Origin of the sequence: Caballeronia sp. dw_19, from assembly GCF_018449515.1 — a bacterium.
Lineage (GTDB): Bacteria > Pseudomonadota > Gammaproteobacteria > Burkholderiales > Burkholderiaceae > Caballeronia.
Genome location: NZ_JAAVUQ010000003.1, coordinates 18,513 through 43,382 on the forward strand (window position 1 = coordinate 18,513; position 24,870 = coordinate 43,382).

A 24,870-nucleotide genomic window follows, 5' to 3' on the forward strand; every position below is an offset into this window, starting at 1 on the left:
AACGGTCTCCCCGCCAGCCTTAAAAACGTATATCAGTTAACGACCGCGCTCGTCGGGGGCACCATGGAAAGCCGCGAAAGAACGGTTTCCGGCTGCGGTAATCCGACTTCGCCGCCCGGGCCCATATGTTCAAGCGTGTAGTCAATGAATGCGCGCGTCTTGGCCGGCAGATATTGTCGACCTGGATATACGATAGACACCTTCACGTCCGGATCGTCAATAGCGTAATCACCCAATACCCGTACCAGCGAGCCGTTCTCCAGATCCGCCGCGACAATGCCTTCCGGAATGATCGAAATGCCCATGTGCGCAAGCGTTCCCAGCCGTACCATCAATGCGCTGTTGACAGTATAGACAGGGGCGAGCGTGACCTGGTCGGCGCTGCCGTTGTTGCGATGCCGGAAGTGCCAGGTGGCGCTGCGCATTTCGCTGGGGAGAGCCACGAACGCGTGGTGCAGCAAATCGGTCGGCGTGCTGGGCGAGCCGTGCTCTTCCAGATAAGCGGGCGTTGCGACGGGAATCAGTGTGTTGGTGGCGACCGGGCGTTCTACCAATGCCGTGCTCGTCACCATGAATGCCGTGACAATACCGACATCGAATCCGTCTTCCACAAGATCCACATGACGCTCGGATAAGGTTAGCCGCACATTCACCTTCGGATAGACCTGCCGGAAGCCGTCGATCAGTGGCGTCAGCGCCATGAGCGAAAGCGACCCGGATGCCACCACGCGCAATGTACCGCTAGGGTCGCCTTCGGTATGCGCCACCATTGACTCGAGATGATCAAGTTCTTCGAGCAATGCCCGGCAGCCTTCGAGATAACGCGTGCCAGCTTCTGTAAGTGAGAGGTTACGAGTAGTGCGATTGATTAACCGGGTACGTAGATGCGCTTCCAGCATTGCAATTGCGCGAGTAACAAGCGCGTTCGATACATCAAGTTGTTGTGCTGCACGCCGAAAGCTTTCGGTTTCCGACACCCGCACGAACACCCGCATGGCATGAATTTGATTCATCGTCTCTTACCTCTCAGTGTCCAAAAAAGCGTGGGACCGTATTACGCATCACCGCGCATACGGCATTGTTGATCGGCGCCAAAAAGCGTATTGACACCCATGCGGAATTGCAATATCTCGTTCGTTTCCTGTTTGCATTCCGCATTAACCGCAAGACTTTCACATTTGCTAACTCATTGCAATGGAAAATTACACTTCTCCGGATTTTGGAATGGATCGTCTGATTTATGCAGATTCTTGTTTCAAGAGTTGTGTTACGTCATTCGACTTTGGAAGCGTTCGATAAATAGCTTGGCTTATTGCATACAAACAGGCGGTCCGACTAGCCGAACCGCGATAAGCTCTGCCGGACGTTGTCAATACAGGGGTTTTATTGAATGGAAACGATGCCAATCAGTGCCAAAAATGAAGGCGGGCGTTAAATTTATACCGTCCCGACTTGACCACTGGCAAACTGACATCCCGGAGATGCACTGTTCATCGATTCCAGAATCACGATCACAATTAATCATGTCCTTAATTTGAGTCATTCAAAGCCGTTTGATAGTTTCATTTAAATAAGCAATAGAGGCGATAATTTCATGATCTGGAACTTGCTGGCGAGCCAACCGGAAATTGCGTTGTTTGCGAGTCTGGCACTCGGTTTTTTTATTGGCTCTTTCAAGTTCGGACCCATACAGCTCGGCGGGGTATGCGGCACCTTGATCGTGGCGCTGATTCTTGGACAAAGCGGTGCGCGTCTTTCGCCGGATCTGAAGAATATTGCTTTTGCGTTGTTTATCTTCGCTCTGGGTTTCACCGGTGGGCCGCAATTCTTTGCGAATATCGGGCGCGGCTGGCGCTATGGGCTCCTTTCCGTCGTTGAACTGGTGGTGGTACTCGGGCTGGTGCTCGGGGCTGTCGCACTCTTCAAGCTCGATCGCGGTACCGCGGCCGGGTTGCTCGCCGGCGCTGCGACGGAATCGGCCGTGGTCGGCACGGCGTCCGAGGCAATCGGCAAGCTCGCGCTGCCTGCTGCCGAGATTGCCCGGCTGCAGGCAAATATCGTCACGGCCTACAGCGTGAGTTACCTGTTCGGGCTCGTCACCATCGTATTGTTCACCAGCCAGATCGCGCCGCTCATGCTGCGCGTGAATCTGCGCGACGAAGCCGAGCGCCTGTGGCGCGTGCTCGGTGGCGACAGCGCGCTGGCCGACGGACAGCGGCTCGCGGCGCCGTCGCTCGTCGCGCGCGAAGTCCGTGTCACGAGTGCGGCCGATCTGAGCATCGATACCCTCGAAAAACGCTATGGCAACGAGATCACCGTGGCGCGCGTGGTGCGCGGCCGCTCGCTCGTGAAAGCGCAGCCGAATCTCGTGTTGAAGAAGGGTGACCGGATCGTGATTGGCGGGCGTCGTACGGCGCTCGTGGAGGCGCTGCCGGCCATTGGCGAGGAAGTCATCGGCCGCGATGTCGCCGACGTCTACGCCGACACCCTCGACGTCATGCTCACGCGGCGCGAAGTACATGGCCTGACCGTGGCGCAGGTGCGCGCCCGCGCAACGTCCGCCGATGGCCGCGGTGTCTATATCTCGGCCGTCACGCGGCTGGACAGCACGATCCCCGCGCTGCCGGGGACGGAATTGCATCGTGGCGACGTACTGACCTTGATCGGCTCGGCCGATGACGTGCGGCGCGGCGCGGCGAAGCTCGGCTACGTGGTGCGCGCGACGCTGAAAACCGACTTCGTGTTTCTCGGCATCGGCGTGATTGCGGGGATTGTCGTGGGGCACCTGAGCGCGCGCGTCGGCCGCGTGGAGGTCGCGCTGGGTACCGGCGGCGGCTGTTTGTTGTCCGGGCTGCTGTTCGGCTGGATTCGTTCGCGCTATCCCGTGATCGGTTCGCTGCCTTCCGCTGCAGCGCAGGTGCTTAAGGATTTCGGACTGTGCACGTTTATCGCGGCGGTCGGGCTGGGCGCCGGCGCCGATGCGATCCGCCTGATCCGCGAATACGGCGTTGCGCTGCCGCTGGCGGGCGTGGTCATCACGCTCGGGCCGGCGCTGGTATCGCTCGCGGTGGGACGCTGGCTGTTGAAACTCGAAGTACCGATGCTGCTCGGCGCGATCGCCGGCCAGCAATGCAGCACGCCCGCGATCAGCGCGCTGGTCAGTGTGACGGGCAATGCGACGCCGGTGATCGGCTACACGATCACGTACGCGTTGTCGAATGTCCTCCTGCCGCTGATGGGACCGGTGATCGTCGGGCTCGCGGGGAAGGTGGGATGAACAGGCTTACGTCGTAGAAAACCGGAATAGGCGCGTGGTGGGAAGCGTCAGCATCAGGTTCAGGTTCGGATCCAGATTCAGCAGGTCGGGCAGGGCATACGAAACTAGCGAGGGCACTATGGAATGGATACATCAGGTTTTCACGAAGTCACCGGAGATTGCGCTATTCCTCTCTCTGGCGGTGGGGTACTTCATCGGCCAGATCAACTTCGGCAAGTTCCAGCTTGGCGGTGTGGGCGGGTCGTTGCTGGCGGCGGTCGTCATCAGTCAGTTCGGTGTACAGATCGATAATGGCGTCAAGTCTGTCATGTTCGCGATCTTCATCTATGCAGTCGGTTACGACTCGGGGCCGCAGTTTTTCAACTCACTGTCGCGCAAGACTTTGCGTGAGATCGCGATGGCGGTGTTCCTCGCGGTATCGGCGCTGGTGACGGTGCTGATCTGCGCGAAGCTGTTCGGCTTGAACAAGGGGATTGCCGCGGGATTGGCCGGCGGGGCGTTGACGCAGTCGGCGATTATCGGCACAGCCGGCGACGCCATCGCCCGGCTCGGGCTGCCGGTTGCCGAAACCAAAGCGCTCCAGGGCGACGTGGCGGTCGCTTATGCCGTGACGTACGTATTCGGATCGCTGGGCGCGATCATCGTGTGCGTGAATATCTTGCCGAAGTTCATGGGGCAGGGATTGAAGGAGGCCGCAGCCGAAGCGGAGAAAAGTTTGCTGGGCGGCACAGTCGCGCATGGAGCCGGCCAGACAGCGGCGATGCCGGAGCTGGTCGGGCGAGCGTATCGCGTGACAGGTGGCAGCGGTGCAGCGGAGCGCGCGGGTGGCGCAGGGCTCGCGATCAAGGCCGCTTCAGGCGAAGTGGGCGTGAGCGGTGCGGCGGGCCGGACAGTCGCCGAGATCGAGTTGGCCGAGTCCGACATGATCACGATCGAGCGAATTCGCCGGGCCGGTAAAGCGGTGGAGCCTCGCCCGGACGTGATGCTGCAAGTCGACGATATCGTGCTGGTCGTCGGCCGGCGTGAAGTGATGGTGACGGCGGCGTCGAACATTGGTGAAGAGGTCGCGGACACCGATGGCATCAGTGTCGTGATGCAGAACCGGCAGGGCGTGTTCACGCGCAAGGGCATGAATCACATGACGATTGCCGCGGTGCGCACGACCGTGGATCGCGACTTGCGGCACGGCGTATTCGTGCAGGAAATTCGCCGGGCGGACCAGCCGTTGCCGATCCTTCCTGAAACCCTGCTCGAACATGGCGATGTCATTACGTTCTACGGTTCGCCGCAGGATACGAAGCGGGCCGTGGATGCAGCGGGTTATGAATTGCCGATTACCAACAAGACCGATTTCATCTACATGGGTGTGGGGATCGTGCTCGGCTTGTTGATCGGGTTGATCGTGGTGAATGTGGGTGGCGTGCCGTTGACGCTGGGCTCCGGCGGGGGCTGTTTGCTGGCCGGGCTGCTATTCGGCTGGATGCGGGGCAAGCATCCGATGTACGGCGTGATGCCGTCGGCGGCATCGCAACTGATGAAGGATTTCGGGCTCGCGGCCTTCGTGGCGGCGGTGGGCCTGAACTCCGGGCTGGCGGCCGTGGTGACGGTGAAGAACAGCGGCCTCACGATCTTTTTGCTGGGCGCGATCGTGACTATCGTGCCGCTCGTTCTTACGATGCTGTTCGGCAGATACGTGTTGCGATACACAAACGCAGCGCTTCTGGCGGGTGCCCTGACCGGATCGCGTAGTGCGAATCCGGCGTTTGGCGGCGTGCTGGATAAAGCGGAAAGCGCGGTGCCGACGGTTCCGTTCGCGATTACCTATGCGTTGGCGAATGTATTGCTGACGTTGCTGGGACCGCTGGTGGTGGGATTGGTCTGACGAAGGGATGAGTGCACGCAAGTGCACTCAAAAAAATTTGAACTGAGGCCGACGGCTGGAGCCCAACAACATTCAGGATAAAAGGGAGCCGCCCATGACGCCGCCGCAAAAAACCGTTCGTCTTCCTGCAGCAACCATGCATGGGACCGGAGAGCAACTTCCGGCCTTGGGCCAGGGTACTTGGGAAATGGGCGACAGCGCCAGAACCCGCAGCGCGGAAATCGCCGCGCTTACGACTGGCGTGGACCTTGGCATGACCGTGATCGATACTGCGGAAATGTACGGTGAAGGCGAGAGTGAAAAGCTGATTGCCGAAGCATTGAAAGATCGCCGTAACGAGCTTTTTATTGTCAGCAAGGTTTATCCGCATAACGGTAGCGAAGCCGGCGTGAAGGCCGCGTGTGAGCGAAGTCTCAAGCGGCTACAGACTGACCGTATCGATCTATATCTCCTGCATTGGCGTGGCGGTGAAGACCTGGAAGGGGTGATCGGTGGTTTTGAGGCTTTGAAAGCGCAGGGCAAGATCCGCCATTGGGGCGTGAGCAATTTCGACACCGAGGACATGGTTGAACTCTTTGCCCTGGAAAATGGCAACCGGTGCGCGACTAATCAGATTCTGTATAACGTCGCGCGGCGCGGTCCCGAATTTGAACTCCTGCCGTGGCTGCGCGAACGCAATATGCCGGTGATGGCCTACAGTCCTGTTGATCACGCGCGTCTGCCGAAACAAAGTGTACTCAACGACATCGCGAAGGCCCGCGGTTTGTCTGCGATGCAAGTCGCGCTTGCTTGGGTCTTGCGACAACCGCAGGTTATGGCGATTCCGAAAGCCGCGACTGTCGCTCATGTGATTGAGAACGCAGCGGCGCGAGAGGTGAATTTGTCGGGGGAAGAATTAAGTCTTATAGACGCTCAGTTCAAACCGCCGAAGTCAAAACGCCAGTTGGAAATGCTTTGAGACGGTAGGGGCGGGGGGGCGGGGTTAGTACTCAGGGTTGGTCGGTTCTGGGGTTAGTGGTCGGAGTCAATGCCGGGTTGGTGCTTTCAGTGTTAGTGGTCTGCGAGAGTTGGATTTTCTCTTTATCACTATTAGCCACTGTGCGTGGCGGCACGTCATTTCTTTGTCCAAAGCGACAAAGAAACGAAGCAAAGAAAGCGCTTTAACCGCTCTACCCTAAGTGTCCACAGCGTGCAGTTTTGATTCATAGGTGCCCCAAAAGCACGGTGCTCGCCAGAGCGAAGGATGTGTGAACCTCTCCTTCTCCGAACACCGATACCCACACGCTTCGCCACCAGTGATTGAACCTGCCCAAGGGGCACCCCGCGCTATCCGCGGACGACCAACCACCAAATGTGCACGCGCCTCGAACCATGTCGCCAACCCTGCTGGAAACGCGGTCGTGAAGATGCGTAAGGCCGTACCCACGCAAATAACTGTGGTGACCACGCGGGTAACTCACCAAAACTGGAGCAGCAACACGCGTGGTGCCGTGACCTACGGACATAACCGTCAGACCACGTAGCTGACACGCGAAGAAACGCAGCCACCAGAACACCTGAGGCCGCGCGGGTTCCTTGGCAACTGGTGCTTGCCCGAGAGCATACGGGGCGAAGCGTGTTCGTGTCAGGATTCGCGAGAAGGAGGGGTTCAAACATCCTTCGCTCTGGCGAAGAGCGCGGTAGCCAGAACGCGTGAGGCCGCGCGGGTTCCTTGGCAATGGTGCTTGCCCGAGAGCGTACGGGGCGAAGCGTGTTCGTGTCAGGATTCGCGAGAAGGAGGGGTTCAGACATCCTCCGCTCTGGCGAGCACCGTGCTTTTGGGGCACCCATGAATGAAAACTGCACGCTGTGGACACTTAGGGTAGCGTGGTTGAAAGCGTTTTCTTTGCTTCGTTTCTTTGTCGCTTTGGACAAAGAAATGACGTGCCGCCACGCACAGTGGCTAACAGTGATAAAGAGAAAATCCGACTCACGCAGACCACCACGGCCGAAAGCACCACCCCGGCATTGACCCCGACCACTAACCCCAGAACCTGGCACCAACCCCAACCCCAACCGCTAACCTCGGAACCCACCAGAACCCACCCCCAATCCACCGGCGCGAGCGTCTTATTCAGACTTTTGCAAGCGCTTCAATTCGGCTACGGGAATATGACACCGAATCCTGTGCCCATCGGCGGCATGCGCGTACGGCGGCTCCTCCTGCTCGCAGATCGCTCCAATCTTGCGCGGACAGCGGGTATGAAACACGCACCCCGACGGCGGATTTCCAGCACTCGGCAACTCACCTGAAAGGCGGATACGCTCACGCACCTGCGGTTCATCGCCGACTGCAGGAATCGACGACAACAACGCCTCGGTATAAGGATGATGCGGCCCGTCGAACACGTCCGTCGCACGGCCAATCTCCATCAGCCGGCCGAGATAAAGCACCGCGATACGATCCGATAAATAACGCACCACGTGCAGGTCATGGGAGATAAAAACGTAACTCACACCGCGCTCGCGCTGCAAGTCGGCTAGCAGGTTCAGGATGGCGGCTTGCACGGAGACATCGAGGGCGGACGTGGGCTCGTCGCAGACCACGACGCGCGGATCGCCGGCGAACGCACGCGCAATCGCCACGCGTTGTTTCAACCCCCCCGACAATTGCCGCGTGCGCGAGCTCAGGTAACGCTCGGGCAAACGCACGGCGGCAGTCAGCGATTGCAGCCGCGCCTCCTTCGCCGCCCCACGCAACGCGCCAAGTTTCGACAACGACCGTGCGATCAGCCGACGCACCGAATGCGCCCGGTTCAACGCGGAATCCGGATTCTGGAACACGATCTGCAGCGACTTGACCTGCTCGTCGTTACGGTTTGTCACGCGCGCGGGCAGAGCGGCGCCGTCGAGTTCTATGACGCCGCCCACATCCGGCGAGAGCAAGCCCAGCAGCAGCTTAGCGAGCGTCGTCTTGCCGCTGCCCGACTCGCCGACTAGCCCAAGCGTTTCACCCAGCGCCAGTTCCAGCGATACATCGTGTACCGCCCGCAGCGACTCCCCGCCGACATGAAACGTTTTCGATAAATTCTCCGCGCGCAACGCAACCGGTGCATCTGTCCGGTCGACAGCCGCGCTCAAAACCTCCGGCGTTGCACGCGGCAAGTCGATTGCACGTTCGTGATAGTGACAGCGCGCCATTTGGTCGCCATGCGCGGCCGCGACCCGATACGGTGGCGGCGCGTCACGACGACAACGGTCATCGGCGAGCTTGCAGCGCTGCGCATAGATACACCCCTGCGTCACCGATCCCGGCAGCGGCAGCGAGCCGGGGATGGTGTCGAGCCGGCCCGTGTCCTTACTGCGTCCCGTGGTCGGCAGGCAGCGCAGCAAGCCCACCGTGTACGGATGCCGCGGCCGCGCGAATACATCGCGCGTCGTGCCTTCTTCAACCAGTTTTCCCGCATACAACACGCCCACGCGATCACACATCCGTCCGATCACCGCCAGATTGTGGCTGATGAAAAGCACCGCTGTGCCAAGCTCCTCGCGCAGTTGCGCGATCAGGTCGAGCACCTCGGCTTCCACCGTGGCGTCGAGCCCGGTAGTCGGTTCGTCGAGGATCAGCAACTCCGGGTTGCATGCAAGCGCCATCGCGATGACCACGCGTTGCTGCATGCCGCCCGACAATTGATGTGGATAACTATTCATCACACGTTCGGGCGACGAGATCCGCACGCGCCGCAAGATGTCGATGGTGTGTTCCAGCGCTTCATGCACCGACGCACCCGCGAGCTCGAACGCCTCGGACACCTGCCGCGCAATCGTCAACGACGGATTCAACGCGCGGCCCGGGTCCTGATAAACCATCGATACCGCGTTGGCACGCATGTGCCGCAACGCATCGGCGTTCATCGAAGCGATGTCGTGGCCGGCGATCGAAATCTTCCCCGACTTCACACGGCCGTTGCGTGGCAGATAACGCAATATCGCGAGGGCCGCGGTGGACTTTCCACAGCCGGATTCGCCAACTAGCCCATATGCCTCGCCGCGTTTTATCCGCAGCGAGATGTCCTGCAATACTTCACGGTCCCGCCCGCGCGAACGGTACGCGACCGTCAGGCCGACAAGAGTCAGCGCATCGGTTTCGGCGCTCTTCGATCCATCGAAGATGGGGAAGGCCGAGGGCGGCGGTCCGTTCATCGGTCGAGCACTCCCTGGATACCATCGGCGACGAGGTTCACGCCCACTACCAGCGAGGCGATTGCCGCGGCGTCGAACACGACGGTCCACCATGCGCCGCCCGCCATCAGCGTGTAGCACTCGGAGAGGGCGAGGCCCCAGTCGGCCGATGGCGGCTGAATGCCGAAGCCGAGGAACGACAGCGTGGCGACCGCGAAAATGGCGTAACCGAGCCGCACGGTCGCTTCCACGATGATCGGCTGCAGCACGTTCGGCAGGATCTCCGCGAACATGATGTAGAACGCGTTTTCGCCGCGCAATTGCGCCGCCAGCACGTAGTCCAGATTGCGCTCGGCGAACACGGCCGCGCGCACGGTGCGCGCGGTGATCGGCATGAAGGTGATGCCGATCACCAGGATCACGGTGACGTTGCTCGCGCCGACCGCCGCGAGCGCGAGCAGAGCGACGATCACCAGCGGCAACGCGAGCACCGCGTCGATCAGCCGGCCGATCACGTTGTCCACCCATCCATCGAAATAACCGACGATCAAGCCAACTGCCGTCCCGGCTAGTGTTCCGAGCAGGGTCGCCAGCGGCGCGATGGTAAGAATGTCGCGCGCGCCAACGATCACGCGCGCGAACACATCGCGGCCGAGTTGATCGGTGCCGAACCAGTGCGTGGCGTCAGGTGGCGTGAGCGAGTTCAACGGATCGGACGCGTACGGGTCCTGGGGCACGACCCAATGTCCGATCAGCGCGCACGCGACCCAGAACAACAGGATCAGCACGCCGACCACGAACGTGGGTGAACGCAGCAAGGCCTTGCTGCGTTCAAAACGTGGCGCCTTGTGCGGCGCGGGCGCGACGGTTGCGGTGCTCATTGCGCGTTCCTCACCCGCAAGCGCGGATTCAACACGACATACAGCGCATCCGCGATCAGGTTCGCCGCCGTATAAATCACGCCGACGGTCAGCACGCCGGCTTCGAGCATCGGAAAGTCCTTGCCTTTGGCGGCGTTATAAATGAGCGAGCCAATGCCTTGATAGTGGAACAGCGTCTCCACGACCACCAGCCCGCCGATCATATAGCCGAGCTGCGTCGCGGCGACGGTAACGGTTGGCAGCAACGCATTGCGCAGCACGTGGCGCATGATCACCACGCCGCGCGGCAGGCCCTTGAGGATCGCGGTGCGCGTGTAGTCGGCATCGAGTGCTTCAACGGTGCCGGCGCGCGCCATTCGTGCGATGTAACCGAAGAACACCAGCACCAGCGGCAACACGGGCAGGATCAAATGCTGCAACTGGACGAATACATTCGACCCGGGCGGAAACGTTGCTTCAATCGGCAGCCATTGCAGCCAGATGCCGAACACGAGGATCAGCACGATGGAGGAGACGAACTCCGGCACGACCGTCGCCGATAACCCCGCAATGCTGATGGTCCGGTCGATCCAGCGGCCTTCATGTAGCGCGGAGTAAACGCCGCCGGCAATGCCAAGCGGCACGACGACGATAAACGCCAGCGCGCCGAGCTTGGCCGAATTCAACAACGCGTCGCCTATGAACGGCGCCACCGGCGCGCGATACGCATACGACTCGCCCATGTCGCCGCGCAGGAAGTGGGCGATCCAGCCGGCATATTGCGTGAGCAACGGCCGGTCGACACCCAGTTGATGATTGAGCGCGGCGACCGCGCGGGCGTCGGCCAGCGGCCCGAGGATTGCGCGGCCGACATCGCCGGGAAGCAACTGGCCGCCCGCGAACACGATCACCGACAACAGCCACAACGTGATGACCGCGAGCAGCAGCCGCACGCCGATAAACCGCGCAATGCGCGCGGCGCTTCCGGCGTTGCTGCGTGAGCTTACTTTCGGCGCGCCCGGCGCGGCGGGAGGAGAGACCGTGTTCATGATCGGAGCATCCTCGGGTCAGCCTTCAATGAGCGCGAGATTCAAAATGAACCGGCTACGCGCCGATAGTCGCGCGCTGGAAATACAACTGCGAAATGGCATTGAAGCGTACGCCTTTCACGTTCGCCCGCGTGACGATCAACTGATCATAGAAGTACGGAATCACAACCGGGGTTTCATCGAGCAGCAGGGTCTGGATTTGCCCCGAGAGTTTTTTCTGCGATGCCACGTCGAGCGCCGCCACGAAATCCGCTACCAGTTTGTCGTATTGCGGATTCTTGAAATGCGCCGCGTTCCACGTACCTTCGCTGGTGAGTGGTGCATTGAGGAACACGTTCGGCACGCCGCGATGTCCGTAATCCGTGATGCCGAGCGGCGAGTCGAGCCAGTCCGATTTGCCGTACGTGCCCGCGCCGTAATACAGCTCCTGGCTTTCCACCTTCAGCGTGATGCGGACGCCGACCGCCTTCGCCGCGTTCTGGATCACGACCGCGAGATCGGGAATTTCCATGTACTTCTCGGTCGTGAGCGTGACGTCGAAACCGTTCGGCACGCCCGCTGCCGCGAGCAATTGTTTTGCCTTCGCGACATCGAGTTTGCGCTGCGGCACGGACAGGTCGCTGGACGGAAACACCGGCGAGAACGGACTGTCGTTGCCGAGCGTGGCGTGGCCCTTGAACAACCCCTTCACGATCACCTCGCGATTCACCGCCAGCGCCAATGCCTGGCGCACGCGTTTGTCCTTGAAGGGGCCTGTGTCGGTGCGCATATGCATTTGCCGATGCGCGCTCGACTTCACGCCGAACACCTTGAACTCGGGATTCGTCATCATGCTGAGCCCGCCCTGCACGGTGAAGTCGCCCATCACGTCGGCCTGCCGGCCTTGCAACGCAAGCAGCTCGGATTGTTCGTCGGCGTAGAACGCGAACGTCACCCGGTCGGGCAACGCTTTTTCGCCCCAGTAATCCGGGTTGCGTACAAACGATGCGCCCACTTTCGGCGTGTACTTTTCAAACTTGAATGGCCCCGTGCCCGGGAACGACTTCTCGTATGTGCCGCTGAAATTCGCCGGCAGGATCACGGCGTTGTACGTGTCCGAGGAAACGTAATACGGGAAGTTGCCGTTCGGCGCGTCGAGATGAAACTCGACCGTCATGTCGTCGATAACCTTCACCGAGTCCTTCGACAGCACGCCCTTGAGCACCGAGAGCGCCGCTGATCCGCTGGCCGGATCGGCGAGCCGATTGAATGTTGCCGCGACGTCCTTGGCGGTCATCGACTGGCCGTCGTGGAACTTGACGTTCGGGCGCAGCTTGAAGGTCCATACATCGCCCTTGTCGTTCGGCTTCCACGAAAGCGCGAGGGAAGGGCGGAGCACGAGCGCCTGACCGTCATCGTCGATGAGAAATTCGCCCGTCTGATTGATCAGCGCGAGGCCGGCGGGGTCCGTGACGGTGAGCGGATCGACCTGGCCCGACGGCGTCAGATGCGCCACGCGGATCGTGCCACCGGGCTTGCCCGCAGGCGCTTGCGCCCGAGCGCGCGGCATGCCGATCAACCCGCCAGCGGCCATCGATAAACCCAGCAAGCTCGCGTGTCTTAGCAATTCGCGTCGCGACAGCCGGCCGGCCTTGAATTCGTCGATGGCATGGTTGCCGAGTTCTCCCGCCGATCCCCTCGATTGCTCCAGCGCTGCATTGAAGGGGATGAGCGAGTCCAGATCGGTTACGGTCTTTTTCATCGGGCTGTCCGGTTCGGGGTTCGGTTGTTGTTTTGACTCGACGATACCGCGCCGCCCGACGAGGGACGGCGGCAGCGACGGAATCGGATGCGCTTTCAGTTTAGCGGAGCAAATAGTGTTTCGATTCCCGACGCGCGTTTCACATGCCAATTAATTGCGCGTGCTGTGGGACAGCCACGACGTTGCGGAAAAGCTTGCAGACCAGGCGTGAGGAGGGCGGTAGAAAATTCCGCGCCTCCGTGTGGTCATGCCGTGGCGTTCAATGCTGATGCGGATGTTTATGGATCGGATCGACCCAGAACACTTCCTCGGGCTCCTCCACCGCATCGATATTCAGATTCACCACCACCGCCTCGTTGTCGCTGCGCACGAGTACGCATTCCAGTGGTTCGTCGGTGAGCGCATTGATCTCCTGATGCGGCACATACGGCGGCACGAAGATGAAATCACCCGGTCCGGCTTCGGCCGTAAATTCCAGATGATTACCCCATTTCATGCGCGCCTGTCCGCGCACGACGTAGATCACGCTTTCCAACGCGCCGTGATGATGCGCACCGGTTTTCGCGTTCGGGTGAATCGTGACTGTGCCGGCCCAGATTTTCTGCGCGCCTACGCGCGCTGCGTTGATCGCCGCCGCGCGATTCATGCCGGGCGTTTGCGCGGTGTTGGTATCGAGTTGATCGCCCTTGATCACCTTGACGCCGTTCTCGCGCCAGTCGGTGTGCTCATGCTCGTGCTGATGTTCGTCGCTCATTGTCTTCGTCTCCGCCGATCCGTGGAAAAGCCGCCGTCGATCTACGCTGCCTTCAATCCGGCTAAAGCCCAAAAAAAGTCCGTTGCCGCCGGTAGGCAACAACGGACTTCTTCGGTCGCCCAACTCGTCGTCGAGCCTGGCAACGTCTACTTGGACTTCGAATTCACGATGGATTCCGCGACGTTGTTCGGCGTCTCGGCATAGTGCTTGAACTCCATCGTGTACGTGGCGCGGCCTTGGGTGAGCGAGCGCAGCGTGGTCGAGTAGCCGAACATTTCAGCCAGCGGCACCTCGGCGCGCACAATCTTGCCGCCGCCGCCCGCGATGTCCTCCATACCCTGCACGATCCCGCGGCGTGACGACAAATCGCCCATCACGTTGCCCATGAAATCCTCGGGCGTCTCCACTTCCACGGCCATCATCGGTTCGAGCAGCACCGGCTTGGCTTTCCTCATGCCGTCCTTGAACGCCATCGACCCAGCCATGCGGAACGCGTTTTCGTTCGAGTCCACGTCGTGGTACGAGCCGAACGTCAGCGTCACCTTCACGTCCACCACCGGATACCCAGCCAGCACGCCGGCTTTCAGCGTTTCCTGAATACCCTTGTCGACCGCCGGAATGTATTCGCGCGGCACGACGCCGCCCTTGATTGCATCGACGAATTCGTAACCCGTGCCCGGCTTTTGCGGTTCCAGCTTCAGCACCACGTGACCGTATTGGCCGCGTCCGCCCGACTGCTTGACGAACTTGCCTTCAATATCCTCGACCGGGATGCGGATCGTCTCGCGATACGCGACCTGCGGTTTGCCGACCGTGGCTTCCACGCCGAACTCGCGCCGCATCCGGTCCACCAGAATTTCCAGGTGCAGCTCGCCCATGCCGGAAATAATCGTCTGGCCGGATTCCTCGTCGGTCTGCACGCGGAACGATGGATCTTCCTGCGCCAGCCGGTTCAACGCGATACCCATCTTTTCCTGGTCGGGCTTCGTCTTTGGCTCGACCGCCTGGGAGATCACCGGTTCCGGGAAAATCATGCGTTCGAGAATGATCGGATGAGCCGGATCGCAGAGCGTGTCGCCGGTCGTGGCTTCCTTCAGACCCACGGCCGCGGCAATATCGCCGGCGCGCACTTCCTTGATTTCCTGACGCTCGTTCGCGTGCATCTGGAGAATCCGGCCAAGCCGCTCCTTCTTTTCCTTGATCGCGTTGTAGACCGTATCGCCGGAATTGACCACGCCGGAATACACCCGGAAGAAGATCAACTGGCCGACAAACGGGTCCGTCATGATCTTGAAGGCGAGCGCGGAGAACGGATCTTCGTCGGTCGGATGACGTTCCGCATGTTTGTCGTACTCGTCCACGCCCATGATGGCGGGCACGTCCGCTGGCGACGGCAAGTAGTCGATCACCGCATCCAGCATGGCCTGCACACCCTTGTTCTTGAATGCGCTGCCGCAGAACATGGGGACGATCTCGCTCCTGAGCGTGCGCGCGCGGATGGCTGCCTTGATCTCGTCCTCGCTGATCGCCTCACCGCCGATGTACTTGTCCATCAGCGCTTCATTTGCGTCCGCTGCTGCCTCGATCATCTTCTCGCGCCATTCTTCGGCGGTGGCGAGCAGGTTGTCGGGGATTTCCTGGTATTCGAACAGCACGCCCTGGCTGGCTTCGTCCCAGATGATTGCTTTCATCTTGACCAGGTCGATCACGCCCTGGAAGTGTTCCTCGGCGCCCACGGGAATCTGCATGGGCACGGCGACGCCTTTCAGGCGCTCGCCAATCTGACGTTGCACGCGGAAAAAGTCGGCGCCCACGCGGTCCATCTTGTTGACGAACGCAATGCGCGGCACCTTGTATTTGTTGGCCTGGCGCCAGACCGTTTCGGATTGCGGCTGAACCCCGCCCACCGAGTCATAGACCATGCAGGCGCCGTCGAGCACGCGCATGGAGCGTTCCACTTCGATGGTGAAGTCGACGTGTCCCGGTGTATCGATGATGTTGATCCGGTGTTCCGGATAATTTCCCGCCATGCCTTTCCAGAAGGCCGTGGTGGCGGCGGAGGTGATCGTGATGCCGCGCTCCTGTTCCTGCTCCATCCAGTCCATCGTGGCCGCGCCGTTGTGAACTTCACCAATTTTGTGATTCACACCGGTATAGAAAAGAATGCGTTCGGTGGTGGTGGTCTTGCCGGCATCGATATGAGCGCTGATACCAATATTCCGATAGCGGTCGATGGGAGTCTTGCGGGGCACTTGAACCTCCTGTTGATTGGTGGGAGCTTTGTAGCCCGAACCGGACACAATGGCCCGGCCGGCGGCTCCGGAGCGAAGCTTTGTCGTGCTGGGTGCTCACTTCGCTGGTTTATTAGAATAGCGCGTCGACAGGGTCTTTGCAGGATTCTTGCCAGCTCGGCAAAAAAGATGAATCTTTGATGACGCGCGCGGTGTCCCGGGCGCCGTCCCGGGTTGAGTCCTGTGCAGTGAAAAGCAGAAAGCCGGCGTGCGCGCAAAAAGCGGACAGCCGGCTTCGGACACAACTCGCGGGACTAGCGCCGCGTGAGCGGGGGCGTGAAGAGACTAACCCCGGAGACTAACCCCGCTCGATGCATACGTTATTGCAATGCAGGTAACCCCTTGATCTGCATGCCCGGCTGAAGTCCTTTCGATGCAAACCAGCCTTTGCTCATTTCCAGTGCGAACACACCATTATTGCGCGGGCAGTGGTTGTTTTCCGTCTCGGCCTGCATTTCGTCGATATCCGTGATCGTTCCGTCCGCGCGCATGAATGCGATCGACAGCGGGATCAACGTATTTTTCATCCAGAAACAATGCACGGCTGTTTCATTGAAGACGAACAGCATGCCTTCGTTGGGCTCGAGCTTCGTGCGATACATCAGGCCTTGTTCGCGATCGGCGTCGTTCGCGGCCACGGCTGCGTCGATCACATACATGCCCGCGGTGAGTTTCGTGTGCGGAAAATCGGCGGGCTTTTTCGCACCCGGCGGCATTTGTCCTGCTTCTGCAGCCAGCGGTTGAGCGTGCGCTGCCAGCGGCGCGACCGCGATCAACGAAACGAGTGGAACGGAGAACGCGACAAGCGCGCGGCGCACGAGACGCCCAAGATCAAACGATGAAACCGAACGGGGCGAGAGCCATGAAAGACGCACGGCGAAACTCCTGGTGAGATGAAGCCGGTTAGCTGAAGAATCAGTGAAGACTGGCGCATGTTACTTGAGCGCGCGCACGCCGACAAAAAGTGAGTCGACGAATACAACCCGCATCAATAACCCAACCGATCCCAAGACCCAAAGAAAAAGGCAGAAACCTTTCCAGGTGTCTGCCTTTCAATGCCGCTTTCGCGGCAGCACTGCTTGGTGTAGCGTCGCGTTACCGCGATCTATTACCAACTTACTCCGACGCGGCCGAAGCAGCTGCAGCCGAAGCTGCCTTCTTGTGCGTAGCCTTCTTGTGGGTCGACTTCTTGTGTGTCGACTTGTGAGCGGTCGAAGCAGCTGCAGGAGCCGATGCTTCCGGAGCCGAAGCTTGTGCAAATGCAGCCGTTGCGAACAGGCCAGCGACGAGAGCAGCGATCAGTTTGTTCATGTTGTGAATCCTCAGCTTTAGTTTGATTTAACCTTATGACCCGGTCGATGGAGTCATGTCGGTAAACGAGCCATCCACCTTTTGGTTGACAGGGGATTCGAACAAAACTTCGATCCCGCTGCGAGCGCTTTAACCTTACATAAAGCCTTCGTGTGCCGGCTGTGTGTTGCGGTCCTTCGCTAATGCCGGATGGCGGTTTTAAGGCATCTGCAGCGAATAACGCCGCATGGAGGAAGTCCGTTGACCTGTTTTTTCGGAATCGTGCAGCGATGATTGTTTGGAAACCGAAATTAATTTGTAATCTCCAGGTTCCGGCGAAACTTCACGCTTAAACGATGCCATTCCATGGCGCGCGCGGCGGCAGTTCGGTTGATGCGCCCGGTGCGAGTCCGAGACTGAATATATCCAGCGCGCCGATACCCACGCGCACCAACCGCAGTGTTGGATATCCGACGGCTGCGGTCATTCGACGCACCTGCCGGTTACGCCCCTCGCTGATCGACAGTTCGATCCACGTAGTCGGAATGGCGGCGCGGTATCGGATAGGCGGGTTACGTGGCCAAAGCTGGTCCACCCGTTCCACGGGTTCAACCCGCTTCACGACACACGGCTGCGTCACGAATTCCCCGAGGTCCACACCTGCCGCCAGACGCTCGAGAGCATCTGCGTCGGGCGCACCGTCGACCTGTGCCCAATACCGTTTGACCAGCTTGTGACGGGGCTCGGCTATGCGCGCCTGGAGCGCGCCATCGTCGGTGAGGAGCAGCAGGCCTTCGCTGTCTGTGTCCAGGCGGCCGGCCGGATAAACGCCGGGCGTCTTCACCCAAACGCCTAACGAAGGGTGCTTCTCGTGCGGCGAAAATTGACAGATAGTGCCGAACGGTTTGTTAAGAGCAAGCAGCGGCATGGCGGGGAATCGATGAGGAGACGCAATAAGGAAACGAGGCGGCGCTCAAGCGCAGCGCGGGAATCCGGCTATGGCGGATGGCGCGATATTAATGCATAATCCGAAGCGCCATGTCTTATGTCTTATATAAGACATAAGACATGAATCGAGCAACGGCCGATCGTAGCCACAACGGCAGCCACAATCGCGGCAATAGCATCAACGCACGGTCTTTCGGACCGCGGTTGCGTGCACCGTTTTGTTGCAACGCGGCAAAACGGGTGCCGGGCAGGCCCTGTGCACGGTGGGCTAGAATACCCTTCTGGTCGCCTCGGGCGCCGCGCCGGCATTGGCGCTGTTGGCCCGGCCACCGTTCGCTCATCCGCTGTTTCGCCGAATTTCCGAACGCATTCTGCGCATTTCTGTTTTAGCTAGCCAGCCATCTTTGGAGTCGACCATGCCGTATCAGCACATCAAGGTTCCGACGGGCGGTGACAAGATCACCGTCAATGCGGATTACTCGCTCAACGTTTCCGACCAGCCGATCATCCCTTTTATCGAAGGCGATGGTACGGGTCTGGACATCACGCCGGTGATGATCAAGGTCGTGGACGCAGCGGTGGAAAAAGCCTATGCAGGCAAGAAGAAGATCCACTGGATGGAAATCTTCGCGGGCGAGAAGGCCACCAAGGTGTACGGCCCCGACGTGTGGCTGCCGGATGAAACGCTGGACGTGCTGAAGGAATATGTCGTTTCTATCAAAGGGCCGCTTACCACGCCGGTCGGCGGGGGCATCCGTTCGCTGAATGTCGCGCTGCGCCAGCAACTTGACCTGTATGTCTGCCTGCGCCCGGTGCAGTATTTCAAGGGCGTGCCGTCGCCGGTGCGCGAGCCGGAAAAGGTCAACATGGTCATCTTCCGTGAGAATTCGGAAGACATCTACGCCGGCATCGAATGGGCGGCCGAGTCGGAAGAGGCGAAGAAGGTCATCAAGTTCCTGCGCGAAGAAATGGGTGTGACGAAGATCCGCTTCCCGGAAACGTCGGGGATCGGAATCAAGCCGGTGTCGCGTGAAGGCACGGAGCGCCTGGTCCGCAAGGCGATCCAGTACGCCATCGACCACAATCGCAACACCGTCACGCTCGTGCACAAGGGCAACATCATGAAATACACGGAAGGTGCGTTCCGTGATTTCGGCTATGCACTGGCCCAGAAGGAGTTCGGTGCGGAACTCATCGACGGCGGCCCGTGGATGAAGATCAAGAGCCCGAAGGGCGGCGACGTTGTGCTAAAGGACGTTATCGCAGATGCGTTCCTCCAGCAGATCCTGCTGCGCCCCGCCGAGTACGACGTGATCGCCACGCTGAACCTGAACGGCGATTATGTGTCGGATGCGCTGGCGGCCCAGGTTGGCGGTATTGGCATTGCGCCGGGCGCGAACATGTCGGATTCGGTGGCCATGTTCGAAGCCACGCACGGCACCGCGCCGAAATACGCGGGCAAGGACTATGTGAATCCGGGTTCGGAAATCCTGTCGGCTGAAATGATGCTGCGCCACCTCGGCTGGACTGAGGCGGCGGACGTCATCATCAAGTCGATGGAAAAGTCGATCCTGCAAAAGCGGGTGACGTATGACTTCGCGCGTTTGATGGAAGGCGCGACGCAGGTTTCATGCTCGGGCTTCGGGCAGGTTCTGATCGAAAATATGTAAGTTCGGCCAAGCTTCTTAAGGAAAGCCCCGGCGCGAGTCACTCGCCCGGGGCTTTTTCATGGGCAGCGCGAACGCGATCGGGCTACTCCGCACAACTCTGTCAAAACTTGTCGCAAGCGACTGTTTCACTGCAGCGGAGTGATACCCTCGATTTGCTGGACAACATATGTGTTTTTATACAGTTCGCCTTACGTTGGACGCGCCTATGTCTCACCAAAATTCGCACGTGACTACGTTGTTCGCCCGCTGGCTCGCGGTGGAAACCCGCGGTTTGCTTGGCGGCCTCGCCGGCGGCGTGGTCGGAGGTGTTGTGGCGTTCACGCTGATAAACCGGTTTAGTTCAACGAGCCTGGCGAGCGGTGCCGACGCAATTTCCATTGCGAACACATACATTGTCTATTCAACATTCATGATCGCGGCGGTTGCCGTTTTCCTGACCATGGCGGGTTTGATTTTCACGCAGCATTTCGCCATGGAGAAAGAACGGCACGTCGCGGACGCCTTTGCGGCATTGGTGGCCGAAATGGGCCGCACTAACGGGTGCGCGGTCGAAGTGGTGAAAGAAGTCATGAAGAACGCCGAAGTGGTCCAGCATTTTGACGATCAGGTAAAGGAAAAACTCAGGGAGGTGATGCGTGCGCAACTGGACAACGCGGACCAACGTAAGGCACGTGCGCGCAGCGAACATGATGCGCTGACCCGTATCGCCAGCGACCTGGAAAGTGCCTAGACCGTTTGAGAGGGGAGAATATGACAATCGTTTCCGCAATACCTGTCTTGCGAACCACAGCAGCGTTGGCGGCATTTTTGATGGCCGAGCGCCATTACGACATGGTGGGGTCCGCACCCCCATCGACGTCGACGAAATCGCGCGGTTGCTCCAGATCGAGGTGACCGAACATGCGGATCCTGGCGCTGCCAATACGATCGGCAAGATAACGCTGAGTCACGAGGGGCCGGCGAGAGTCTGGATCAATCCGGCGGAAAATGCCTATGGCCCAAGGCGTCGATTCACCCTGGCTCACGAAATAGCGCACTTTTGCATGCACAGATCCACCGATCGCCACGAATTTATCGACGACAAAAGCACTATGAATCGCAGCGAATCCTATTGGAACAGTTACGAATCCGAGGCAAACCGGTTTGCTGCGGAACTGTTGATGCCGCAACAGCTCATTGAGTCGTTGGGACGGCGCGTAATCGATGCTTACAAGGCGGAGCACAACACCGAGAAAATGCCGTTGACGCGGTTTATCGACGTGATGGCGGTTAAATTTCGTGTTTCCCATCTGGCCATGGAGTTCCGATTGAGGAATGTCGGAATTGGCAAACACAAATAGGTAAAAGGCCAGGGTGCGCCCTGCGGGTTTCCCCTCGCGATGCAAAAATAAAAAAACCCGGCGCAATGCCGGGTTTCGAGGACAGCGCGCTATCGAACGGTCAGGCAGCAGATTCCTGGATGTTCGACGCCTGTTTGCCCTTGGGTCCCTGGACGATCTCAAAGCTGACCTTCTGGCCTTCCTTGAGGGTCTTGAAACCATTCATCTGTATCGCCGAGAAATGAGCAAACAGATCCTCGCCGCCTTCATCGGGCGTGATGAATCCGTAGCCTTTCGCGTCGTTGAACCATTTGACCGTACCAGTTGACATCACTTCCCCTCTCACTCTCGTCGCTACCACGAGCACGCTCGAAAAGCTTGGCAACCCACAATGTGGATGGCCCCCTCCTCACAAGCTCACCGCGGCCTTTCTCCAACTGAAACGCTTTCGGAAAAAAGTGCCAGTTTGATTGTTTAATCTCTTAAATCACGTGTCAAGAAAATTTTGAGATGGTTGTCAAGGCGTTGTAAAGACCTCATTTCAAGGGTTTTTCCCGCTTTGCGCGTATCCCGCCGCACAAGCACGCCATCTTGAAAAGTCGCATAATCGACGCACATGAGGAGTACAGGCAACAGGCGGCTGGCACCAGCAGTCGCAGCGGGTTGCAGGAGTAGGTCGCATGAGTGATTCGAACAAGCGGATTACTCAGTCAGTCGCCGCGTGGAAGGCGTCCAAGGTGGTACCGAAGGCAGGTCGCGTCCGAGTGGACAATTCGTTTTTTTGAGAGCTGTGCGATACTGGATTCAACGATGTTTCAAGAGGGTCGGCCCGTGTCACAAGGGCTGGCGGAATTCAGCAAGCGACAGGTTGCGCGAAGTGTGCGGCGACACCGTTCAGTTCTCATCGCGAACGGAGTTTTGGCGAGATGGCGAGCCTGTCCGAGTTGTTTAGAATGGGCGTATGGCGATCAATCCCAACAAGCAGGATGGCACCGTACTGGAGCGGCAGGAACAAAAGCTGAAACAGCCGTCCATGTACAAAGTGGTGCTGCTGAATGACGACTTCACGCCGATGGAATTCGTCGTGTTCGTCGTGCAGGAACATTTCAATAAAGATCGTGAGACTGCGACGCAAATCATGCTGAAGGTTCATCGCGAGGGCAGGGGAGTTTGTGGGGTCTATACGCGGGACATCGCGTCGACCAAAGTTGAGCAAGTCGTTAGCCACGCGAGGCAAGCGGGTCATCCGCTGCAGTGTGTGATGGAGGAAGCATGATTGCCCAGGAACTGGAAGTCAGTCTGCACATGGCGTTTATGGAAGCACGTCAGGCGCGGCACGAGTTCATTACGGTCGAGCATCTTTTACTGGCCTTGTTGGACAACCCGACCGCGGCTGAAGTGTTGCGCGCATGCGCAGCAAATATTGAAGATTTGCGTCAAAACCTGCGCAATTTCATTCACGACAACACCCCGACCGTGCCCGGCACGGACGATGTCGATACCCAGCCGACGCTTGGTTTTCAGCGCGTGATTCAGCGCGCGATCATGCACGTGCAATCGACATCGAATGGTAAGAAGGAAGTGACTGGCGCGAACGTGCTTGTCGCTATCTTCGGTGAAAAAGACTCGCATGCCGTCTACTACCTGCAACAGCAGGGTGTGACGCGCCTCGACGTCGTCAATTTCATCTCGCACGGCATCGCGAAGACGAATTCCGGCGATGCAGCGAAGGCCAGCAGCGACGTGAACCCGGAAGCAGAAGATGCGGCTGCGCAGAAGGAAACTCCCCTTGCGCAATTCACGCAGAACCTGAACCAGCTCGCGAAGGATGGCAAGATCGATCCGCTGATCGGCCGCGAACTGGAAGTCGAGCGCGTGGTGCAAGTGCTGTGCCGTCGCAGAAAGAACAATCCGCTGCTGGTCGGTGAAGCCGGTGTGGGTAAAACCGCCATTGCCGAAGGGCTCGCCTGGCGCATCACGCGTGGCGAAGTGCCGGATATTCTTGCGGACGCTCAGGTGTATTCGCTCGATATGGGCGCATTGCTGGCTGGTACTAAATATCGTGGCGATTTCGAGCAACGTCTCAAGACGGTGCTGAAAGAATTGAAGGAACGCCCGCATGCGGTGCTGTTCATCGACGAAATTCACACGCTGATTGGCGCAGGTGCTGCGTCGGGCGGCACGCTGGACGCATCGAATTTGCTGAAGCCGGCGTTGTCGTCGGGTCAGTTGAAGTGCATCGGCGCGACCACGTTCACGGAATATCGCGGGATCTTCGAAAAAGACGCAGCGTTGTCGCGTCGTTTCCAGAAGGTGGACGTTGCCGAGCCGACGGTCGAGCAGACCATCGCAATCCTGCGCGGTCTCAAGTCGCGTTTCGAAGAGCACCACGGCGTGAAATATTCGTCGGGTGCGCTGTCCGCGGCGGCTGAATTGTCGGCACGCTTTATTACGGACCGTCATCTGCCGGACAAGGCTATCGATGTAATCGATGAAGCGGGCGCAGCTCAACGCATCCTGCCGAAGTCGAAGCAGAAGAAGACTATCGGCAAGAACGAGATCGAAGAGATCATCTCGAAGATCGCGCGCGTCCCGCCGCAAAGCGTGTCGCAGGACGATCGCAGCAAGTTGCAGACGCTGGATCGTGACTTGAAGAGCGTGGTGTTTGGTCAGGATCAGTCTATCGATGCACTCGCCGCCGCGATCAAGATGGCGCGGGCGGGTCTCGGCAAGACGGACAAGCCGATCGGCGCGTTCCTGTTCTCGGGCCCAACGGGCGTCGGCAAGACGGAAGTGGCGAAGCAACTGGCGTTCACGCTGGGTATCGAATTGCTGCGTTTCGACATGTCCGAGTATATGGAGCGTCACGCGGTCAGCCGGCTGATTGGCGCGCCGCCGGGTTATGTCGGGTTCGATCAGGGTGGTTTGCTGACCGAAGCTGTCACGAAGAAGCCGCATTGCGTGCTGTTGCTCGACGAAATCGAAAAGGCGCATCCGGACATCTACAACGTGTTGCTGCAGGTCATGGACCATGGCACGTTGACCGATAACAACGGTCGCAAGGCGGATTTCCGCAACGTCATCATCATCATGACGACGAATGCGGGTGCCGAAGCAATGCAGAAGTCGGTGATCGGATTCACGAATCGTCGGGAAACCGGCGACGAAATGGCCGATATCAAGCGGATGTTCACGCCTGAGTTCCGGAATCGTCTGGACCAGATCATCAGCTTCCGCTCGCTGGATGAGGAAATCATCATGCGCGTGGTCGACAAATTCCTGATGCAACTGGAAGATCAGTTGCATGAGAAGAAGGTCGACGCGGTCTTCACCGACGGCTTGCGCGCGCATCTGGCGAAGCACGGTTTTGACCCGCTGATGGGCGCCCGGCCAATGCAGCGCCTGATCCAGGACACGATTCGTCGTGCGCTGGCGGATGAGCTGCTGTTTGGCAAGCTGATGTCGGGTGGTCGCGTAACGGTGGACGTGGACGAGAACGACAAGGTCGCACTCACTTTCGACGAAAGCCCGGTGCCGCGTAATCCGAATCCGGAAGCGGTCGAGGTTGAGTGACTGATTGGCAGGCGATGACTGAAGTCAGGTGACGCACGCTTGAGGTGTGTCATCA

General features: G+C 59.3%; 19 protein-coding genes. 8 read left to right on the forward strand and 11 right to left on the reverse strand.

Annotated elements, in window-relative coordinates:
* Positions 1 to 32: 32 nt before the first annotated feature.
* Entirely contained in the window at positions 33 to 1,013 is a 981-nt protein-coding gene (locus tag HB376_RS04890) for a LysR family transcriptional regulator (RefSeq protein WP_213762319.1), read from the reverse strand.
* A gap of 581 nt (positions 1,014 to 1,594) precedes the next feature.
* On the opposite strand from HB376_RS04890, the gene aspT reads away from it, so the two are divergent.
* From aspT to HB376_RS04905, 3 genes are all read left to right on the forward strand, one after another.
* Positions 1,595 to 3,277 carry an aspartate-alanine antiporter gene (gene aspT / locus HB376_RS04895; protein WP_213762320.1) on the forward strand — a complete coding sequence of 561 codons (1,683 nt, stop codon included), beginning with the start codon at positions 1,595 to 1,597 and terminating at the stop codon, positions 3,275 to 3,277.
* Positions 3,278 to 3,395: 118 nt separating this feature from the next.
* The gene (locus HB376_RS04900; RefSeq protein WP_213762321.1) at positions 3,396 to 5,159 is read left to right on the forward strand and encodes an aspartate-alanine antiporter family protein; all 1,764 of its coding nucleotides are present in this window, start codon (positions 3,396 to 3,398) and stop codon (positions 5,157 to 5,159) included.
* Positions 5,160 to 5,253: 94 nt separating this feature from the next.
* Positions 5,254 to 6,117 (forward strand): aldo/keto reductase, encoded by an 864-nt coding sequence (locus HB376_RS04905; RefSeq protein WP_213762322.1) that lies wholly within the window; start codon positions 5,254 to 5,256, stop codon positions 6,115 to 6,117.
* Positions 6,118 to 7,268: 1,151 nt separating this feature from the next.
* On the opposite strand, the gene HB376_RS04910 is transcribed toward HB376_RS04905, so the two are convergent.
* The 9 genes from HB376_RS04910 to HB376_RS04950 form a co-directional block, all read right to left on the reverse strand.
* The gene (locus HB376_RS04910) at positions 7,269 to 9,341 is read right to left on the reverse strand and encodes an ABC transporter ATP-binding protein (protein WP_213762323.1); all 2,073 of its coding nucleotides are present in this window, start codon (positions 9,339 to 9,341) and stop codon (positions 7,269 to 7,271) included.
* Complete coding sequence (locus HB376_RS04915; protein WP_213762324.1) at positions 9,338 to 10,201, reverse strand: ABC transporter permease; 864 nt, start codon at positions 10,199 to 10,201, stop codon at positions 9,338 to 9,340. The genes HB376_RS04910 and HB376_RS04915 overlap by 4 nt, the downstream gene beginning before the upstream one ends.
* Entirely contained in the window at positions 10,198 to 11,229 is a 1,032-nt protein-coding gene (locus tag HB376_RS04920) for an ABC transporter permease (RefSeq protein ID WP_213762325.1), read from the reverse strand. Before HB376_RS04920 ends, HB376_RS04915 begins: the two co-directional genes overlap by 4 nt.
* A 55-nt stretch (positions 11,230 to 11,284) precedes the next feature.
* Positions 11,285 to 12,970, reverse strand: a complete 1,686-nt coding sequence (locus HB376_RS04925; protein WP_213762326.1) for an ABC transporter substrate-binding protein — start codon at positions 12,968 to 12,970, stop codon at positions 11,285 to 11,287.
* A gap of 259 nt (positions 12,971 to 13,229) precedes the next feature.
* The gene (locus HB376_RS04930) at positions 13,230 to 13,724 is read right to left on the reverse strand and encodes a cupin domain-containing protein (RefSeq protein ID WP_213762327.1); all 495 of its coding nucleotides are present in this window, start codon (positions 13,722 to 13,724) and stop codon (positions 13,230 to 13,232) included.
* A 146-nt stretch (positions 13,725 to 13,870) separates the two neighbouring features.
* On the reverse strand, positions 13,871 to 15,976 hold the full coding sequence (fusA, locus tag HB376_RS04935; RefSeq protein ID WP_213762328.1) for an elongation factor G: 2,106 nt from the start codon (positions 15,974 to 15,976) through the stop codon (positions 13,871 to 13,873).
* Positions 15,977 to 16,335: 359 nt separating this feature from the next.
* Positions 16,336 to 16,791, reverse strand: coding sequence for a DUF192 domain-containing protein (locus HB376_RS04940; protein WP_218627180.1), 456 nt, complete (start codon positions 16,789 to 16,791; stop codon positions 16,336 to 16,338).
* A gap of 340 nt (positions 16,792 to 17,131) precedes the next feature.
* Positions 17,132 to 17,326 (reverse strand): hypothetical protein, encoded by a 195-nt coding sequence (locus HB376_RS04945; protein ID WP_213762330.1) that lies wholly within the window; start codon positions 17,324 to 17,326, stop codon positions 17,132 to 17,134.
* A 328-nt stretch (positions 17,327 to 17,654) separates the two neighbouring features.
* Positions 17,655 to 18,233, reverse strand: coding sequence for a pseudouridine synthase (locus HB376_RS04950; RefSeq protein ID WP_213762331.1), 579 nt, complete (start codon positions 18,231 to 18,233; stop codon positions 17,655 to 17,657).
* A 436-nt stretch (positions 18,234 to 18,669) separates the two neighbouring features.
* Here HB376_RS04950 and icd point away from each other — a divergent pair, with 436 nt between their 5' ends.
* The 3 genes from icd to HB376_RS04965 all read left to right on the forward strand — a co-directional run bounded on the left by icd (position 18,670) and on the right by HB376_RS04965 (position 21,263).
* The gene (gene icd, locus HB376_RS04955) at positions 18,670 to 19,923 is read left to right on the forward strand and encodes an NADP-dependent isocitrate dehydrogenase (protein ID WP_213762332.1); all 1,254 of its coding nucleotides are present in this window, start codon (positions 18,670 to 18,672) and stop codon (positions 19,921 to 19,923) included.
* Positions 19,924 to 20,128: 205 nt separating this feature from the next.
* Complete coding sequence (locus HB376_RS04960) at positions 20,129 to 20,653, forward strand: hypothetical protein (RefSeq protein ID WP_213762333.1); 525 nt, start codon at positions 20,129 to 20,131, stop codon at positions 20,651 to 20,653.
* Positions 20,646 to 21,263, forward strand: coding sequence for an ImmA/IrrE family metallo-endopeptidase (locus tag HB376_RS04965; RefSeq protein ID WP_213762334.1), 618 nt, complete (start codon positions 20,646 to 20,648; stop codon positions 21,261 to 21,263). Before HB376_RS04960 ends, HB376_RS04965 begins: the two co-directional genes overlap by 8 nt.
* Positions 21,264 to 21,363: 100 nt before the next feature.
* Here HB376_RS04965 and HB376_RS04970 read toward each other — a convergent pair whose 3' ends face one another.
* Positions 21,364 to 21,573 carry a cold-shock protein gene (locus tag HB376_RS04970; RefSeq protein WP_031359827.1) on the reverse strand — a complete coding sequence of 70 codons (210 nt, stop codon included), beginning with the start codon at positions 21,571 to 21,573 and terminating at the stop codon, positions 21,364 to 21,366.
* Positions 21,574 to 22,203: 630 nt separating this feature from the next.
* Between HB376_RS04970 and clpS the strand changes: the two genes are divergently transcribed.
* Together clpS and clpA are read left to right on the forward strand one after the other, a co-directional pair.
* Positions 22,204 to 22,518 (forward strand): ATP-dependent Clp protease adapter ClpS, encoded by a 315-nt coding sequence (clpS, locus tag HB376_RS04975; RefSeq protein ID WP_031359828.1) that lies wholly within the window; start codon positions 22,204 to 22,206, stop codon positions 22,516 to 22,518.
* Positions 22,515 to 24,815: an ATP-dependent Clp protease ATP-binding subunit ClpA gene (gene clpA / locus HB376_RS04980; protein WP_213762335.1), complete on the forward strand. Its 2,301-nt coding sequence runs from the start codon at positions 22,515 to 22,517 to the stop codon at positions 24,813 to 24,815. Before clpS ends, clpA begins: the two co-directional genes overlap by 4 nt.
* Positions 24,816 to 24,870: the final 55 nt, after the last annotated feature.